At 71.2% G+C, this 16,762-nt stretch carries 18 protein-coding genes; 3 read left to right on the forward strand and 15 right to left on the reverse strand.

Annotated features, from left to right (window positions below; genetic code table 11):
* Window positions 1–51 precede the first annotated feature (51 nt).
* Window positions 52–1,461 (forward strand): AI-2E family transporter, encoded by a 1,410-nt coding sequence (locus tag ACZ9QC_RS14175; RefSeq protein WP_472920467.1) that lies wholly within the window; start codon window positions 52–54, stop codon window positions 1,459–1,461.
* 18 nt (window positions 1,462–1,479) lie between these two features.
* On the opposite strand, the gene ACZ9QC_RS14180 is transcribed toward ACZ9QC_RS14175, so the two are convergent.
* Together ACZ9QC_RS14180 and ACZ9QC_RS14185 are read right to left on the reverse strand one after the other, a co-directional pair.
* Window positions 1,480–1,677, reverse strand: a complete 198-nt coding sequence (locus tag ACZ9QC_RS14180; protein WP_472920468.1) for a hypothetical protein — start codon at window positions 1,675–1,677, stop codon at window positions 1,480–1,482.
* Window positions 1,674–2,009: a hypothetical protein gene (locus ACZ9QC_RS14185; protein ID WP_472920469.1), complete on the reverse strand. Its 336-nt coding sequence runs from the start codon at window positions 2,007–2,009 to the stop codon at window positions 1,674–1,676. Before ACZ9QC_RS14185 ends, ACZ9QC_RS14180 begins: the two co-directional genes overlap by 4 nt.
* A 157-nt stretch (window positions 2,010–2,166) precedes the next feature.
* Between ACZ9QC_RS14185 and ACZ9QC_RS14190 the strand changes: the two genes are divergently transcribed.
* A complete protein-coding gene (locus ACZ9QC_RS14190) occupies window positions 2,167–2,460 on the forward strand; it encodes a winged helix-turn-helix domain-containing protein (RefSeq protein ID WP_472920470.1) in 294 nt (97 codons plus the stop codon).
* Window positions 2,461–2,502: 42 nt separating this feature from the next.
* Here the strand turns inward: ACZ9QC_RS14190 and ACZ9QC_RS14195 are convergent, their stop codons facing one another.
* From ACZ9QC_RS14195 to ACZ9QC_RS14255, 13 genes are all read right to left on the reverse strand, one after another.
* Window positions 2,503–3,120, reverse strand: coding sequence for an OmpA family protein (locus tag ACZ9QC_RS14195; RefSeq protein WP_472920471.1), 618 nt, complete (start codon window positions 3,118–3,120; stop codon window positions 2,503–2,505).
* Between the two features lie 2 nt (window positions 3,121–3,122).
* A complete protein-coding gene (locus tag ACZ9QC_RS14200; protein ID WP_472920472.1) occupies window positions 3,123–3,716 on the reverse strand; it encodes a hypothetical protein in 594 nt (197 codons plus the stop codon).
* Between the two features lie 15 nt (window positions 3,717–3,731).
* A complete protein-coding gene (locus tag ACZ9QC_RS14205; RefSeq protein WP_472921683.1) occupies window positions 3,732–4,349 on the reverse strand; it encodes a pilus assembly protein TadG-related protein in 618 nt (205 codons plus the stop codon).
* Entirely contained in the window at window positions 4,346–4,555 is a 210-nt protein-coding gene (locus ACZ9QC_RS14210) for a hypothetical protein (RefSeq protein ID WP_472921684.1), read from the reverse strand. Before ACZ9QC_RS14210 ends, ACZ9QC_RS14205 begins: the two co-directional genes overlap by 4 nt.
* Before the next feature lie 105 nt (window positions 4,556–4,660).
* Window positions 4,661–5,431 (reverse strand): response regulator, encoded by a 771-nt coding sequence (locus ACZ9QC_RS14215; protein WP_472920473.1) that lies wholly within the window; start codon window positions 5,429–5,431, stop codon window positions 4,661–4,663.
* Window positions 5,424–6,983, reverse strand: coding sequence for a sensor histidine kinase (locus ACZ9QC_RS14220; RefSeq protein ID WP_472920474.1), 1,560 nt, complete (start codon window positions 6,981–6,983; stop codon window positions 5,424–5,426). Before ACZ9QC_RS14220 ends, ACZ9QC_RS14215 begins: the two co-directional genes overlap by 8 nt.
* On the reverse strand, window positions 6,983–7,894 hold the full coding sequence (locus ACZ9QC_RS14225) for a DUF5936 domain-containing protein (RefSeq protein WP_472921685.1): 912 nt from the start codon (window positions 7,892–7,894) through the stop codon (window positions 6,983–6,985). The genes ACZ9QC_RS14220 and ACZ9QC_RS14225 overlap by 1 nt, the downstream gene beginning before the upstream one ends.
* 19 nt (window positions 7,895–7,913) lie before the next feature.
* The gene (locus ACZ9QC_RS14230; protein WP_472920475.1) at window positions 7,914–8,870 is read right to left on the reverse strand and encodes a type II secretion system F family protein; all 957 of its coding nucleotides are present in this window, start codon (window positions 8,868–8,870) and stop codon (window positions 7,914–7,916) included.
* A 30-nt stretch (window positions 8,871–8,900) separates the two neighbouring features.
* Window positions 8,901–10,241: a CpaF family protein gene (locus ACZ9QC_RS14235; RefSeq protein WP_472920476.1), complete on the reverse strand. Its 1,341-nt coding sequence runs from the start codon at window positions 10,239–10,241 to the stop codon at window positions 8,901–8,903.
* Between the two features lie 40 nt (window positions 10,242–10,281).
* The gene (locus ACZ9QC_RS14240; protein ID WP_472920477.1) at window positions 10,282–10,566 is read right to left on the reverse strand and encodes a hypothetical protein; all 285 of its coding nucleotides are present in this window, start codon (window positions 10,564–10,566) and stop codon (window positions 10,282–10,284) included.
* Window positions 10,567–10,919: 353 nt separating this feature from the next.
* Window positions 10,920–12,533: an AAA family ATPase gene (locus ACZ9QC_RS14245; RefSeq protein WP_472920478.1), complete on the reverse strand. Its 1,614-nt coding sequence runs from the start codon at window positions 12,531–12,533 to the stop codon at window positions 10,920–10,922.
* Window positions 12,534–12,885: 352 nt separating this feature from the next.
* On the reverse strand, window positions 12,886–13,602 hold the full coding sequence (gene cpaB / locus ACZ9QC_RS14250; RefSeq protein ID WP_472920479.1) for a Flp pilus assembly protein CpaB: 717 nt from the start codon (window positions 13,600–13,602) through the stop codon (window positions 12,886–12,888).
* 142 nt (window positions 13,603–13,744) lie between these two features.
* Entirely contained in the window at window positions 13,745–14,608 is an 864-nt protein-coding gene (locus tag ACZ9QC_RS14255) for a hypothetical protein (protein WP_472920480.1), read from the reverse strand.
* 339 nt (window positions 14,609–14,947) lie between these two features.
* On the opposite strand from ACZ9QC_RS14255, the gene ACZ9QC_RS14260 reads away from it, so the two are divergent.
* Window positions 14,948–16,669 (forward strand): chitinase, encoded by a 1,722-nt coding sequence (locus ACZ9QC_RS14260; RefSeq protein WP_472920481.1) that lies wholly within the window; start codon window positions 14,948–14,950, stop codon window positions 16,667–16,669.
* Window positions 16,670–16,762 lie beyond the last annotated feature (93 nt).

A 16,762-nucleotide genomic window follows, 5' to 3' on the forward strand; every position in this document is an offset into this window, starting at 1 on the left:
CCTCCGGGAGGAGTGGTGACCCACAGGAGCGACGGGGGAAGAGGACGGATGATGTCGCGAGTTCCAGGGTGGCTCGGCCGGCTCGGCGCCGGACTGAGCGGATGGAGCGAGCGGTTGGAGCGGCGCCGGGCGGAGATGGAGGCGGAGGACTCCGAGACGGGCTCGGAGGGCCGCACCGGCTCCGCCAAGGGTCCCGGCACGGGCGGCGCTGACGCGGCCGCCGGGGCCGGTGGATCCGACACTCCTGCCGGGGCGCACGGCTCTGACGCACCCGCCGAGGCGGGCGGCTCCACCGGCCCTGCGGGTGCGGCGGGTTCAGCCGGATCCACGGCCCCGCAGAGCCGGCCGACGACCACCCCCGTCCTCTACAGCCGTCCGGACCCCGCGTCGGTGGTGCCCTGGGGCATGCGGGTGGCGGCCGAGGCCGGCTGGCGGCTGCTCGTGCTCGCGGGCACCGTCTGGGTGCTGATGCGGGTCATCAGCTCGGTACGGCTGCTGGTGCTGTCGTTCACCGCCGCACTGCTCGTCACCGCCGTGCTCCAGCCGACCGTGGCACGGCTGACCCGGCACGGCGTACCGCGCGGCCTCGCCACCGCGCTGACCGCCGCCCTCGGCTTCATCGTCATGGGACTGATCGGCTGGTTCGTCACCTGGCAGGTCATGGAGAACATCGACGACCTCTCCGACCAGATCCAGGACGGCATCGACGAGTTGCAGCGCTGGCTGCTCGACAGCCCGTTCCACGTCACCGAGAACCAGATCAACGACATCGCCAAGAACCTCCGTGAGGCGGTCAGCGACAACACCGACACGATCACCTCGGCGGGGCTGGAGGGCGTGACGGTCATCGTCGAGGCGCTCACCGGCATCCTGTTGACGATGTTCTCCACGCTCTTCCTCCTGTACGACGGCAAGAGGATCTGGCAGTGGACGCTGAAGCTGGTGCCCACGGCGGCCCGGCCGGGTGTCGCCGACGCGGGGCCGCGCGCCTGGCGGACGCTGACGGCGTACGTGCGCGGCACGGTGGTCGTGGCGCTGATCGACGCCATCTTCATCGGTCTGGGGATCTACTTCCTCGATGTGCCTATGGCGGTCCCGCTGGCCGTGTTCATCTTCCTGTTCTCCTTCATCCCGCTGGTGGGTGCGGTCGTCTCGGGTGCGCTGGCCGTGGTCGTGGCGCTGGTGACCCAGGGCGTGTTCACGGCCGTCATGACGCTGGTCGTGGTGCTCGCCGTGCAGCAGATCGAGGGGCACATCCTCCAGCCGTTCATCCTCGGCCGGGCCGTCCGGGTACACCCCCTGGCCGTCGTGCTGGCGGTCGCCGCCGGTGGCATGATCGCCGGGATCGGGGGCGCGGTGGTGGCCGTGCCGCTGGTCGCGGTCACCAACACGGTCGTGGGGTCACTGCGGGCGTACGCGGACGAGCACGGGCGGGGCGAGGCCGTCGGCCCTGGGGCCTGACGTCACACGGGCAGGGTGTCAGCACGGCCTGTCCGGTCCGTCCGTCGGCGGTGGGTAGTGCGGGGCGCATTCCGTGCAGGCGTACACGTTGAAGCCGGGGCCGGTGGCGCCGTGGTGCTCGTGGACCAGGACCGGGCTCTCGGTGACGCGTTCGCAGCGGGCGCACATACGGACAGGGGGACGTCGCGGTACGCGGTGGTCGGCGCGGCTCGTCATCGTGTCGCTCCCGTCAGGGCGCCGGGGCCGTGCGCCTCACCGGGTGCGGGGGGCGTGTCGAAGCCGAGGCTCGCCAGGTAGAGGGCGCGGCGTCGTTCACGTAGGCCACGGGTCGCGCGGCGGCGGACGCGGTCGTCAAGGGTGCGGGGGCGGGAGTGGGGCGGGGTGGCGGTGCGGGTCACCGTGCCGGGTGGGCGCGGTGACGCCGTGCGGTGGGGAGCTGGGGCGGACGGGACGGGGACGGGGCCGGGGCCCGCGCGGTGGCGGCCGTGTGAGTGCGGCAGCCAGACGCCCAGCATCCGGGCCAGGGGTCGGACGATAAAGTCCAGCATTGTCGGCGCTCCTTCGAAGCGTTCGGCCATGCCCCGGGGCCCTGCACGGCCGCCGGGGTCTGTCCATTCCAGCCTACATTGCTACGCATGTCAGTGCATAGCAGTACGCAGCAATACGGCCATTGCTGCAGCTCAGAGCTGTTCTACGGTGGGAGGTATGGCAGCAGAAGCAGGCGACTCACCCATCGACCCCAACAAGATTGCCTACGTCTACATGCAGGTGGCCGACCACATCGCTGCCCGAATCGCGTCGGGTGAACTGAGGCCCGGTGCACGACTGTCCGGCGAGAGGGATCTCGGCACGGAATACGGAGTCGCCTACCTGACCGCCCGCCGCGCCATCCGCGAGCTACGCGAACGCGGCCTGGTCGTCACCCTCCCCGCGAAGGGCACCTTCGTCGCCTATCCGCAGGAGTCGGAAGCGGACGGCAACACCGATCCGGACCGTTAAGACTCCGGAGCCGTACGCGAAGGACGTGCCGTCGCCGGCCCCCTACGCGGTCCTCGGGAACGAGACCTCCACCCGGCGGTTCTTCTTGCGGCCCTCCTCGGAGGAGTTGTCGGCGATCGGGTAGTCCTCGCTGTAGCCGCGCACCTCGAAGGTGACGTTGCCGCCCAGGTCGGCGGCGAGGAGGTCGTGGACGGCCTCGGCGCGTTTCTTGGAGAGGGTCAGGCCGTGGGCGTACGAGCCGAGGTTGTCCGTGAAGCCGAAGACGCGGACGGTGCCCGCGCTCTGCTTCTTGATCTCCTCCGCGATGGTCTGGATGCGGGAGCGGGCCTGCGGGTTGAGCTTCGCGCTGTCCTTGGGGAAGAGGACCTCGGCCTGGAGGGCGAACGTGACGTTCTCGTTGGTGTCCTCGCGGCGTTCCTCGCCGCCGAGGTCCTCCACGACCGACTTGATGTCCAGGACCTTGGCGGGGGCGAGCGTGGCCCCCTGGGCGAGCTTCAGGCCCGGACTGTTCGCGTCAACCTCGGGGGGTGGGGAGGTGGTGACGGTGCCCGGGGGTTCGCTGGGGTCGTCGGCGGCGGCCGGGGAGGGGGTCGCCAGGGCGAGGCCGAGGGCGGCGAGGGTGGCCAGGGCCGCGGTGACCCGTGGGGTGAGGACAGTCATGGTCACTCGTCCTCGGAGAGTTCGATCGTGGCGGGGGGCATGGAGCCGACTTGGAAGTCCACGGAGGTGGTGCCTTCGGGAGGGGCGGGGAACTGGGCGAACCAGTCGGTGGTCGCGCCGGTCCGGACGCCGCCGGTGAACCTCGTGCACAGGCAACGCCCCTCGGTGTCACGGAGGACGAGGTACTTCTTCTTGCCGGCCTGGTCGACCAGGTTCGCGCCCGCGATCGAGCCGCCGTTCTTGACCAGCTCGCTCTCGTCGCCGCGCCACTCCGCGCCGACCCACGGCTTGCCGGTGCCGTTGGTCACCGTGCCCTCGACCGTGACGAAACCACCACCGTCACGGGCGGCCGAGGTGACTTTGAGCGTCAGGCCACCGGCCTTGACCTCGGCCAGCACCGACTCCGTAGTGGGGGCATCGGAATCCTGCTCCTCGTCCGCTCTGTTGTCCTTGGACGGGGTCGACGATGACTTCGTGTCAGACGCCTTGTCGTCATCCCCTCCTCCGCCACAGCCGGCCACCGTGAGAACCAGCCCGGTGGCGATCGTCACCGTGGACAGAGCCATGCGGCCCTTCATGGTGTACCGGAACTTCATGGACACAGCTTCCTCTCACTCGGCCAGACGCACAGCGAACATCACAGACGCGTCGGGAAGGTCGTCCGGATCGAAATCTCCGGGGTCGATGTCCACGGGCACGCCGTCGCAGTCCAGCGTGACGGGCTTCGTGGGGTTGGCATTCACGTCGAAGTCACAACGCGGCTGGATGACGGCGACCGCACTGGCGGTGGCCGTCATGTCCTCGGTGCCGGGAATGATCGAATCGCCCACGGTGTAGTCCGTCACCACGTCGACCTGAAATCCTGGATCGCCGCCCACCTCAGTGGGCTGAGCTCCGCCTTGGAGTGTCGAGTCGTTCTGCGCGGCCAGCGCCGCCGCGGCAGCAGTGGCATCTCCTTCGGCAGGGAGTCCTCCCGACAGGTCGAGCCAGTCCAACCAGTCGACATCGCCCCCGCCGATGGCGTCGCCCAGGTCCAGCAGAAGTTCGTCCCGCGCCTGTTGTGCCGCCGCCAACGCAGCAGCGTCCGCCGCAGACTGGGCACCATTGCGGGCGGACGCAGCTTGAGCGAACGCGAAGAAGGCCAACGCCGTAAAGAGCAGGATCGCCGTCAGCCAGATGTAGAGGGGAAGGGTGGACCCACGGTCGTCGAACCTCCGTGAGCCGCTCAGCCGCCGATGACGTTGCTCACGGCCGTCAGGATCGCGCCCGAGATCAGCCCGTCCAACCCCAGACCATCGATCATCACGAAGATCCCCGCGACGATGATCATGATGCCCGCGTACTCCACGAAACCCGCGCCCGCGTCGCGGTCCTTGCCGCGCATGCGGGACGCGACCGTGGTCCTCCAGGTTTCGAAACGGTGTTTCACCTTCATGGCGGTTGCCTTCCCGCGCGATGCCGACACCAACCGGATCACCGTACGTGAGTCGGCCCGTACGGGGGGTGGGTCCGGGGGCCCAACTTTTGTCGGAGGGTGGGGTCATCGGGACCACCCCCCGAGGGCGGTACCCAGCCAGTGGGCTATCGCTTCGCTGCGGGTCGAGCTGTGCAGTTTCGCGAAGATGCGGTTGATGTGGTTCTTGACGGTCTTCTCGCTGATGAAGCAGGTGGCGGCGATCTGACGGTTGTTCATGCCGGACGCGATGAGGTCCATCACCTCCACCTCCCTTGAACTCAGGCCGAAGGACGGTCGGTTGGAACGGTCGAGAGAACGGCGGTGCAGGGTCGTCGTGCGAGCGGGGACTGCCTTTGGCGACTGTGTCATGAATGGTTGCAGCTGCGAAGGCGGGTCGTGACTTTCGTGTGAAGTTTCGTAGGAAACGCCGAGTGAAGTTGAGACAGTCGCGGAGATGGTCGGGCGCCCCTCCCGCAGATCCCGTACCGCTGCCATCAGTTCGGGGGCCGTGAAGTCACCGTGGACCAGGTAGCCGGACGCTCCGCGGCGCAGGGCTTCGGTCACCACCTCGGGCTCCGTGCTGTAGGTCAGCATCATGACGGGGCAGAGGGCGGCCAGTTCGGGGAGCGCGGTCAGGCCGTCCGTTCCCGGCATGCGGACGTCGAGGAGGGCGACGTCCGGGCGGAGGCGGCGCGCTTCGGTCACGGCTTCCTCGCCGTTCGTGGCCTGGGCCACCACCGTGATGTCGGGGTGCGCGCCCAGCAGCGCCGTGAGGCCGGCGCGGACCACCGGGTTGTCGTCCGCGACGAGTACGCGGAGGGGCGGGCCGGGGCGTGCCTGCGGCTGGTCAGGCATGTGCGGCCTCCTGTCGGGGAGTGAGGGGGGTGGCCGGGGGTGCGGCGGTGGGCAGCGGGAGAGTCAGCCTTACTTCCGTGCCGGTGGGGGTCGTGCGTACGTCGAGGGTCGCGGCCGTGCGGGCCGCTCGTTCCGCCATGCCCAGGAGACCGAAGTGGCCGGATCTTTGCGCTTCTTCGAGGGTCAGGGTGGGCGGCAGGCCCACTCCGTCGTCCTTGATCGTGAGCTGGAGCGTGTCCGGGGTGGTCGTCAGGGACACGACCGCACTCGTCGCGTGGGCGTGGCGGTGGACGTTCTCCAGGGCCTCCGAGGTGATGGCCAGGAGGTGGTGGGTCGTCTCGGGTGGGAGGGGTGGGGGTGCCTCACCGGTGTGGGGGGTGACGGTGACGTGCGTGGGGAGTGCGGTGCGGGTCGCGAAGTCCGCCGCCCTCGCCTTCAGTTCGGCCGTGAGGTCGGTGGGCGGGGCCGGTGTCGTCAGGTCGGTGTGACGGCGTAGGTCCGTGAGGAGGTCGCGGGATTCGGCGGCGGCCCGGCGGGCGGCCGACGCGACCAGGCCGGCCTGTTGTCTGAGGTGGGCCGGGTCGGGGGTGGGGTGGCCGGCCGAGGTCGCCAGGGCGTCGGCGGCGAGGGCCAGGCCGTGGAGGGTCTTGGCCACCGAGTCGTGGAGGTCGCGGGCCAGGCGGGCGCGTTCGGACTCCACGGCCTCCGCGACGGCCAGGCGGGAGGTGGCCTCGGCGAGCGCCTGGGTGGCCGTACCGAAGCGGAACATCAGGTTGCGGAGGGTGACGCCGATGATGCCGGCGGCGACGCAGAACCCGGCGATGAGGAGAGTGTTGGCGCCTGCGCCGGGGCGGTGTTCCCAGGCGCGGTGGACCGTGAGGAGGACGGCGAGCTGGAGGCCGGTGAGGACGCCGGCGCCGCGCCAGCCGTAGAGGAGGCCGGAGAGGAGGGGGGTGCAGACGGTGGCGTAGGCGAGGGGGGAGACCGGGGAGGCGGTGAGGAGGAGGACCGCGCCGAAGAGGAGGTCCAGGGCCATGAGGGTGGGGTGGGCGAGGAGGCGGGGGGCGAAGCGGTCCCAGTCCCTGAGCATGGCGTACGAGATGGTGATGCCGAGGACGGCGGCGATGAGTACGGCGTGGGTCGGGGGGCCGTTCGTGGTGTTGGCCATGGCGAAGGGCGTGCCGATGGTGAGGGTGACCAGGCGGACGGCGAAGGTCTGGCGGGCCAGGGCCTGGAGGGCGTTGAGCTGGAGGCGGAGGGTGGCGGGGGGTGTGGCGTCGTCGGCGAGGTAGCCGGTGGTGGGGGCTCCGCCGGGGGTGGGGGGCTGTGGGCGGGGGTTCTCGCTGGTGTCGGGCGGGGGCTGCGTGCGGGGGCCCTTGCCGGGGCTGGGCGGGGGTGGGGTCCGCTGCTCGGCGGTTACGAGGTGCCGCCTGCGCCCACCCGTGCCGCCCCAGCGGCACGACTGCCCGCAGGAGGGGGAGGGGGAGGGGGAAGGTAGGAGTGGGAGCTGCAGGCGGGCCCGCCAGGGGCTGCGCGCGCTTTGGGGGTTCATCAGCGGCCCAGGATTTCGCCGAAGTTTGTTCCTGAGCCCAGGAACATGCCCGTGGCGATGAGGATCATCGTGGCCGGGAGCATGAAGACGAGGGTGACGAGGGTGGCCTTGGGGATCGTGCGGGCGGCTCGGCGGCGGGCGTTCTGCGCGTCGGTGCGGCGCATGTCCGCGGCCAGCTGGATCAGGGTCTCGGCGATGGGGGAACCCAGCTCCTCGCCCTGTTGGAGGGCCGAGACGAACTGGGCCACCTGTTCCGAGGAGTTGCGTCGGCGGAGTTCGTCGAAGGCCTGGCGGCGGCTGACGCCCATGTCCATCTGGCGGAGGGTGATGCGCAGTTCGTCCGCCCAGGGGCCCTCGTACTTCTCCGCGACCCGGTCCAGCGCTTGGCGGAAGCCCAGCCCCGCCGAGACCACGACCGCGAGCACGTCGAGGAAGTCGGGCAGCGTGCGGTCGATGACGTCCTTGCGCTCGCGCACGGCCTGCCAGATCGCCGCGTCGGCGGCGAGGAGGCCGAAGGCGAAGGTGAACGCGGCGAACAGGGGGCGCCCGCTGGTGAGGAAGACGAGGCCCATGAAGGCGCCGAAGAAGCCGTAGACGGCCCGGCGGGCGGCGTAGCGGTTGAGGGTGAGGCCGCCGGGGTTGCCCGCCATGTCGATGCGGTGGCGTTTGGCCTCCACCCGGCGCGGGCCCATGAGGCGCAGCACGAGGGGCGCGAAGCGCATGCCCAGGCGGTCGACGGCCGAACCCGTCTTGGAGACGCGGGTGGCGCCCACCTCCAGGGCGAGGGCGAGGTCGCTGGGGAGTTTCGCGTCCGCGCGGATCATGCGGATGCCCAGGAGGACGCCCGCCACGGAGATCGCCATCAGGAGGGCCAGGAGGAACGGGAGGAAGGAGGGCGTCGAGGTCGTCATGTCGGTCACCGGGGCCTTCTCATACTTCGATCTTGCCGAGGCGGCGGATGACGAAGAAGCCGATCGTGTAGAGGCCGATCGAGATCAGGACCAGGAGCTGGCCGAGGGGCGAGCCGGTCACCCGGGCCAGGGCGCCGTCGTTCGAGGAGTTGATCAGGAGGAGGGAGCCGAGGCCCAGGAGGGGGACGGTGAAGGCCGTCGCGTTGACCTCGGAGAGCATCGTGCGGACCTCCCGGCGGGTCTCCTTGCGGTCCTCCAGGGTCTGGGTGAGGTTGCGCAGCGAGCTGACCACGGTTCCGCCCGCCTTGTTGGACAGGACGAGGGTGGTGACGAGGACGATCAGTTCGCGGGAGGGGAGGCGTTCGGCGAGTTCACCGAGGGCGTCGTCGACCGAGCGGCCGAGCGCCAGCTGGTCCGCGACCCGCGCCAGTTCTTCGCCGGCCGGGGCTTCCAGTTCCTCCGCCGCCATCGCGAGGGCCGTGCGCAGGGCCAGGCCGGCGGCGGTGGCGTTGGCGAGGAGGCGGGCCACGTCCGGGAGTTGGTTGATGAAGGCCTCGATGCGTTTCTGGCGCTGCCAGTTGAGGAAGATGGCGGCCGCCCACACGCCCACGGCGCCCGCGATGGGGCCGAAGAAGGGGGCCAGGGTGGCGGCGGCGACCAGCCAGAGCGCCACGACGAGGAAGGCGACGTAGGTGGCGAACTCCCCCGCCGTGAGGTCCAGCCCGGTCGTGGTCAGCCGGAGGTGGATGGCGCGGCCCAGGCGGGTGCGGCGCAGGCGGCGGTCGACGGCCGTGAAGCGCCGCACCCGGCCCGTCGCCGTGCGGAGCGGGCCGCCCTGGTGGCCCGCGAGACGGTCGACGAGGGCCTGGCGCTGCGCCCGGCCGGAGGCGTACACATGCGCGCCCGCGACGGCGAGGGTGCCGCAGAGGACGGTGGCGCCGAGCGCCAGCAGGGTGGTGTTGTCGGTGGTCGCCATGGTCGGTCCTACCTCCTCGGGGGCTCTCGGCTATCCGATGGCCTGGCGGGTGTTGAGCGGGTCGATGGCCTCGGCCACGCCGTAGGCGGGCGGCAGCGGCTCGTTGGCCACGTACAGCTTCTCCGCGACGGGGCGGGGTATCGGCAGGTGCTCGAAGCGGCCGTGGACGACACGGTCGCCGCCGAGGGGGTCGGGGGCGAAGCGGGACACGGTCGCGATCCGGAACTGTTCGCGGCCGTGCGAGACCAGCAGGGCGATCTCGGTGACCTTGCGGGAACCGTCGGCGAAGCGGGTGAGCTGGACGACCACGTCCACCGCCGAGTTGATCTGGTCCTTGAGGGCCTCGAAGGGGATGAGGACCTCGGACATCGAGCCGAGGGTCTGCAACCGCATCAGCGCGTCCTCGGCGGAGTTGGCGTGGACCGTGGCGAGGGAGCCGTCGTGGCCGGTGGACATGGCCTGGAGCATGTCGAGGGTCTCGCCGCCCCGGACCTCACCGACGATGATGCGGTCGGGGCGCATCCGGAGGGAGTTGCGGACCAGGTCACGGATGGTGATCTGGCCCTTTCCCTCGATGTTGGGGGGCCTCGACTCCAGGCGGATGACGTGGTCCTGCTGGAGTTGGAGTTCGGCGGAGTCCTCGATGGTGATGATGCGTTCGCGGGGTGGGATGAGGCCGGAGAGGGCGTTGAGGAGCGTTGTCTTTCCGGTGCCGGTTCCGCCGCTGACGATCACGTTGAAGCGGGCGCGGACGAACGCCGCCAGGAGCATCAGCATCTGCTCGTCGAGGGAGCCGAGGTCGATGAGCTCGGGGAGGGTGTACGCGCGGGGGAAGCGGCGGATCGTGAGGGTGGGGCCGGTGAGGGCGAGCGGGGGGATGATCACGTTGACGCGCTCGCCGGTGGGGAGGCGGGCGTCGACCATGGGGTTCGATTCGTCGACCCGGCGGTTGACGGTCGAGACGATGCGTTCGATCGTCTGCATCAGCTGGTCGGTGGAGGCGAAGCGCAGGGGCAGTTGCTCCACGCGGCCGCCTCGTTCGACGAAGATCGAGTCGGGGCCGTTGACCATGATCTCCGTGACCGAGGCGTCGGCGAGGAGGGGTTCGAGGACGCCCAGGCCCAGGGCCTCGTCGACGACCCGGCGGATCAGCTGGGAGCGTTCGCCCGAGGAGAGGACCGGGCCCTCCCGGCTGATGATGTGGCCGAGCACGCGTTCCAGGCGGGCCCTGCGGTCGGCGGCGGTCAGGGCCGACATCTCGGCGAGGTCGATCTCTTCGAGGAGCTTGGCGCGGTAGACGGCCACGAGGTGTCCGTCCTCGCGTCCGGCTCCCCCCTCGTCGGGGGCGGCGATACGGGATCGCAGGCTCATCTTCTCGTCAACTCCTCTCGGGGGTCGGGGGGTTCGGTGGTCAGGGGTCGAGGTCGTTCGGCATGGTGGCCGAGCGTTCCACGGCCACCGGGTCGAAGAGGGGGATCACGGAGGGGACGGTGACGACCACCGTGGCGGTGGTGGTGTCCGTGCCGCCGCCTCCCGGGTCGACGGAGGGGTCCGGGTCCAGCCACGCGCTCGCCGCGGCGGCGCCCGCGGCCGCGCCGGTGCCGGGCTGGAGCGACTCGGCGCGGGCGGCCGCGCGGGCGGCCGAGCCGGCCTGGCTGATGCCGTAGCCGATCAGGCCCAGTTGGATCGCCGCCATGCCTACGAGGAGCAGGATCGGGAGGAAGCCGGCGAACTCCAGGATGGAGGAACCTCGGTCGTTCCAGCGGCGTCCTGTGCGTGTCGGGTTCGCCCGGGGGCGGGGGGTGGGTCGGGGGCGCGCCGGGGGGTGTCCGTCCTCGGAACGGCGCGGAATCGGTCGGCTGGGAAGCGGGGCGAGTTGACGCGCCAACCGCTGCGGGCGGACACCCCCCGACACGCCCCCTTCTCGCCGTACGCGGCTCTCCCTACGGCGCCTCCGTCGGGGGTGCCGCTGGGTGGTCGCGGTGTTCGCGGGTGCGTCGGCTTTCCGCCGGTGGGAGTGGGGCGCCGTTTGGTCGGGGGTTCGGGCGGTCATGGTGTGTCCCCTTCCAGTGCCGCGCCCGCCTCGCCGTTGACCGTCCAGCCCGTGTCGAAGCCGGGGAAGAAGAGGGGAACGTTGGCCTGGACCTCGGCTCGCATGACGGGGCCGGCGGGGGCGCAGTCGATGGAGGTGTCGCTCCAGGCGCCCGGGAGGTTCGCGCTGCCGGCGGTCTCGCAGGCGCCGGCGATGTCGCCGTCGACCGCGTACGCGGCGGTGGCGGCGCGGGCGGCCTCGTCGGCGGCGTTTCCGGCGAGGGAGTAGGTGTAGCCGTAGAGCGCCGCCTGCCAGAGGATCGTCATGGTGATCAGGATCAGCGGGAGCATGCCGGCGAATTCGAGGGTCGCCGAGCCCCGGTCGCCTCCTTTGCGGCGCAGGACGAGGGCGCCCCGGTCGGAGGAGCGGCGGCGTCGGCCGCCGTGGCCGTGTTCCGGCGGGGCGACCAGTTCCAGTTCACCGGCCAGGGCCCAGATTGCCTGTTTGACGACGGAGCGGGCGTCGAGGTCCTGGAGGCGGCCCGCGTCGACCACGGACTGGAGTTCCTTGAAGGCGGCGGGGACGGCGGCGCGGGCCACCTTGGTGCCGGTGACCTTCTCGACCAGGGGCGGCTGGATCTCCGTGGCGCGCGAGAGGCGGTTGACGACCGTCAGGGTCTCCTCGGCCTTGCGGATCTGGAGGCGGTCCCAGAGGCGGACCATGCGTTTGGCGGCGCGGACCGCGACGACGTCCGGGGTGACCAGCAGGAGGGCCTGGTCGGCCATCTCGACGGCCGCCGCGGTGGCCGCGTTCATCTGGGAGCCGCAGTCGACGACCACCACGTCGTGCCGGGAACGGAGGGTGGCGACCACCTGGCGGGCCACCCGGTCGGTCACCTCCTCGCCGCGTTCGCCCTCGGCGGGGGCGAGGAGCAGGGAGACGCCCGTGTCGTGGGCGTAGACGGCCTCCTGGAGCACCCGGGGGTTGAGGTCCGTGATGCCGGCCAGGTCGGCGACCGAGCGGCGGAACTGCACGTCGAGGTACGAGGCCACGTCCCCCGACTGGAGGTCGAGGTCGAGGAGGGCGACCGTACGGCCGGACGCGCGGGCCGCGAGGGCGAGTTGGACGGCGGTCACGGTGGCGCCGACGCCGCCCTTGGCCCCACTGACCGTGACGACGGTGCCGCCGGGGCCCGCGTACAGCTCGGGCGCTCCGCTGCCCAGGTGGCGTCGCATGCCCGCCGACCAGGCGGCGGCGGCCTGGACGCGCTCGGCGAGTGCCTCGTAGGAGAGGGGGAGCTGGACGATGCCCCGGGCGCCGGAGTCCATGGCGGCGGTGAGGACGCCGGTGCTGGTGTCGGAGGTGATGAGCACGACGCCGACCGCCGGGAAGCGCAGGACGAGATCGCGGACCAGGTCCAACGCCGGTACCGGGCCGATCCGTTCGTGGACGAGCACCACCTCCGGCAGCTCGTCCAGCGAGTCGGCGGCCAGCCGCGCCAGGGTGTCCAGCAGCGCGGTGGAGTCGGAGACGGGCGGTGCCGGTTCCGCGTCGGTGAGCTGGCCGAGGAGGGTGGTGAGGGCGCGGGCCGAGTCGACGTCGCCGGCGGCGGGGAGGATGCGGATGGTCATCGGCGGATCCCCGTTCGTGTGGCGAAGGACGCGGAGGGCGAGGAGATCACGGCGGTCGGGCGGGCTGCGGAGGTCTCGGTCGGGCGGGGTGCGCAGGTCTCGGACGGGCGGGGTGCGCAGGTCTCGGACGGGCGGGGTGCGCAGGTCTCGGTCGGACGGGGTGCGCCGGGCGACGCGCACCCGCAGGGTTCGCCGGGCGCCCTCGACCCGCTCGTCGCCAACGGCGCTCCGGTGCGCCGTACCCCCCTGAGCATGCCCAGCCTCGGCACGCCCATCCGCAGGCGCATTCGACGCACCCCCGTTCGAGGTGCCCTCGTGCGGACGTTCCGGACCGACCTCATCGCGGGGCCTCCTACTTGTCCTCGTCGAGGGTGTACGAACGGTCGTCCGGTACGACGACGGTGGCCTCGCCGCCCCCGACGAGGGCGAGACGGACGTGCTCGGCGAACGACTCGGCGAAGGCGACTCGCTGGGCGTCGGCGGTGTCGAGCGCGAAGGTGATCGGGACGGCCTCGGTCGTCGTGCGCCGGCGGTCGTTGCTGGACTGGCCCGGTTCGAGCGGGGTCAGCTTGCCGACGTCGATGACCCGGGCGTCGGCGACCATGAGCTTGGAGGTGTCCTTGCCCGAGTCGCTGTCCTTCTCCTCGAACGTGGCGTAGATGTTGACCCGCGACCCCGGGTTGATCTTTCCGGCGACTCCGGTGGAGGCGTCGATCAGGATGGCGATCTCCTGTTGCCCCGCTTCGAGTTCGGGCCGGTCGACGATCATGTCCGACTGGAGCAGGGAGCCCTTGCTCAGCTGGGTGACGGCGATCTTGCCGCGGATCTCCGCCAGATCGGTGACGGCCGTGCCGGACAGCCACCGCTCCGGCATCGAGATCTTCTCGAACTGCCCCACCGTCAGCTCCTTGTAGGGCGCGATGTCGCTCTTCAGCCGGTACGCGGTCACCTCGGGCCCGACCTTGGCGTTCACGTCACGGATCACCGAGAGCACCCCGGCGAAGGCGGCCAGGGCGCACAGGGCCGAGAGGACCAGCAGGATGACGCCGCGGCGCTGGCGCGAGTTCACTACATCTCACCTCGTGGGGACGTGCCGGGCACGTGAGCGGGCCTGCCGCTCGGTCGGGGCGGTGACGGACGGTGCGGTGACGGACAGGTCGGTGACGGATGTGTCGTACGGTCCTGCGGGCCGAGGGGTCGGCGTACGGCTGTCATGTGACCCCTCGGGGCAGCGCGCGCACCGGCGGCGGCGGTTCGGGCTCTCGGAGCGGGGCCGCGCAGAACCCGCAGCGGTCGCCGATGAGTTCGAGGCCGCACCAGTGGCAGGTCTCGCGGCGCACGGACGACACGAGCTGGTAGAGCACGGAGACGTCGCTGAGGCCGGCGGCGAACTCGACGAGCTTGCCGGTCCCCCACCAGCGCACGGAGCCCTCGGGCAGCGGCACCGGCAGGGAGCCCTGTACCTGCCAGGCCGGGGCGAGCGTCCCGGTGACCCAGTCGGAGGGCGGCTGCGGTCCCTGCGCGACGAGCAGCCGGGTGCCGAACTCGGGTCCCGCGAGGGGCTCCTCGTCGGCGGTGTGGAGGCGGACCAGCTGGGGCCGCGGGTTGGCCAGGACGGCGAACTGGGCGCCCGGCAGCCAGGACTTGGCGTGCGACTTCAGCGTGACCGGCACCCGGTCGAGCTTGGCGACGGACCCGAGGAGCGCGCCGGCGTAGATGTAGTGCGCGAGGAGGCGCACGGAGGAGGCGAGCACTCCGGGGCTGAAGTCGCACACGGACAGCTGCCGCAGCTGCTGGGCGAGCAGGGCGACGCCGAGCGGGGGCAGGTCCACGCCGAGCAGGGCGATGCGGTCGCTCTCCAGCACGGAACGGACGGTGTGCAGTCGCCGGGTGACGGCCGACGCGTCGGAGGAGGCGTGGAGGGCGATGACATAGCCGTGCTGCTCGATGAGCGCGTGCATGCCGTACAGCGAGGCTTCGAGGGTCTCCTGCGGCTGTACGACCGCGGGCGGGGTCTGCCGGTCGTGCGGTGGGAGCACCAGGTCGGAACTGGTGACGGCTATCGCGGTCGGCACGCTGCACACCACCCCGTTCACTTCGGCGGAGTGGTCGACCACCGCCTCAGACGGCCCCTGTGGGGAGCGACGTCCGCGTCGACGTCCCTCCCGCATCGTCTTGCATCAGCACCATATCCACGGCATGGCCCGATCAACACTGAATCTCCTTGATCAACTCACGCGGGGTGGGGGCCGTATCCACACAGAGTGAGACGCATATGCCTCAACTCGGCAGGCGAGCGGGGGTGTTGGGCTCCACGAACGGGTGCCCGGGGCTCGTGCGGGAGTATTGACAACTCGATTGGTCTGGACCAACTTACGCATATGTTCAGACACAGAAGACACCTACGCACGCGGATGAACGCGCCGGGGTGCGAGGGCACGCGGGCGCCGGGGCGGACCCGGCTCCGGCTCCGGTCGGGAGTCCTCGCCGTCTCCCTCGCCCTCGGCCTCTCGCTCGCCGGCGCCGGACAGGCGTCCGCCGCGGACATCAACAACGCCAGGAACGCCGGATTCGAGTCGGGGCTCAGCGACTGGAACTGCTCGGCGGGCAGCGGCACCACGGTCTCCTCCCCGGTGCACGGCGGCGCGGCCGCGCTGCGGGCCACCCCGGCCGGGCAGGACCACGCCCGCTGCACCCAGGCCGTGGCGGTGAAGCCCCACTCGACGTACACGCTCAGCGCCTGGGTGCGCGGCAGGTACGCCTATCTGGGGGCGACGGGGACCGGGACGACCGACGTCTCGACGTGGACGCCCGACTCGACGGCCTGGAAGCAGCTGTCGACCACCTTCACCACCGGCGCCTCGACCACCTCGGTGACGGTCTACACGCACGGCTGGTACGGGCAGACCGCGTACTTCGTCGACGACGTCTCCGTCTTCGGTCCCGACGGCGGGGGCGGCGGCGACCAGCCGCCCACGATCCCGTCCGCCCCCTCCGGGGTGACGGTGTCGGGCTCGACGTCCTCCTCGGTCTCCCTGGCCTGGAACCCGGTGTCGGGCGCCACCGGCTACCAGGTCTACCGGGGCGGCACGAGGGTCCAGTCGGTGACCGGGACCTCGGCCACGGTGACGGGACTGGCGGCCTCCACCTCGTACTCGTTCCAGGTCACGGCGGTGAACGCGGCCGGTGAGTCGGCGCGTTCGGCGACGGTGACGGGGACGACGACGGCGACTCCGGGCGGCGGCACGGGTGTCCCGAAGCACGCCGTGACGGGCTACTGGCAGAACTTCAACAACGGGGCGGCCGTCCAGAAGCTGTCGGACGTGCAGGCGCAGTACGACATCATCGCCGTGGCCTTCGCGGACGCCACCGCCACCCCGGGCGCGGTCGACTTCACCCTCGACTCGGCGGGGCTCGGCGGCTACACCGTCGACCAGTTCAAGGCGGACGTGAGGGCCAAGCAGGCGGCCGGCAAGAAGGTCATCGTGTCGGTCGGCGGCGAGCGCGGCACCGTGGCCGTGAACGACGCGGCCTCCGCGACGAACTTCGCGGACTCGGTGCACGCCCTGATGCGGACGTACGGCTTCGACGGCGTCGACATCGACCTGGAGAACGGGCTGAACGCGACCTATATGACCCAGGCCCTGCGGTCGCTGTCGGCGAAGGCCGGCCCCTCGCTGGTCATCACGATGGCGCCGCAGACCATCGACATGCAGTCGACGTCGAACGCGTACTTCCGGACCGCGCTGAACATCAAGGACATCCTGACCGTCGTCAACATGCAGTACTACAACAGCGGTTCCATGCTGGGCTGCGACGGCAAGGTCTACAGCCAGGGGTCGGTGGACTTCCTCACCGCCCTCGCCTGCATCCAGCTGGAGAACGGGCTCGCCCCCTCCCAGGTGGGGCTGGGGCTGCCGGCCTCGACACGGGGCGCGGGCAGCGGGTACGTGTCGCCGACGGTGGTGAACAACGCCCTCGACTGCCTGGCCCGGGGCACCAACTGCGGCTCCTTCCGGCCGCCGAGGACATACCCCGACCTGCGGGGCGCGATGACCTGGTCGACCAACTGGGACGCCACGGCCGGCAACGCGTGGTCCAACGCGGTGGGTCCGCACGTGCACGGACTGCCGTAGGCGACCCTAGGTGATCCGCGCCCGGCTGTGGCGCGGATCACCGGAACCTCTCCCGCCTCACGGAGAGACAGGGGTGTGAGGTGGGAGAGGTGC

It is taken from the genome of Streptomyces sp. HUAS MS02, from assembly GCF_055702265.1.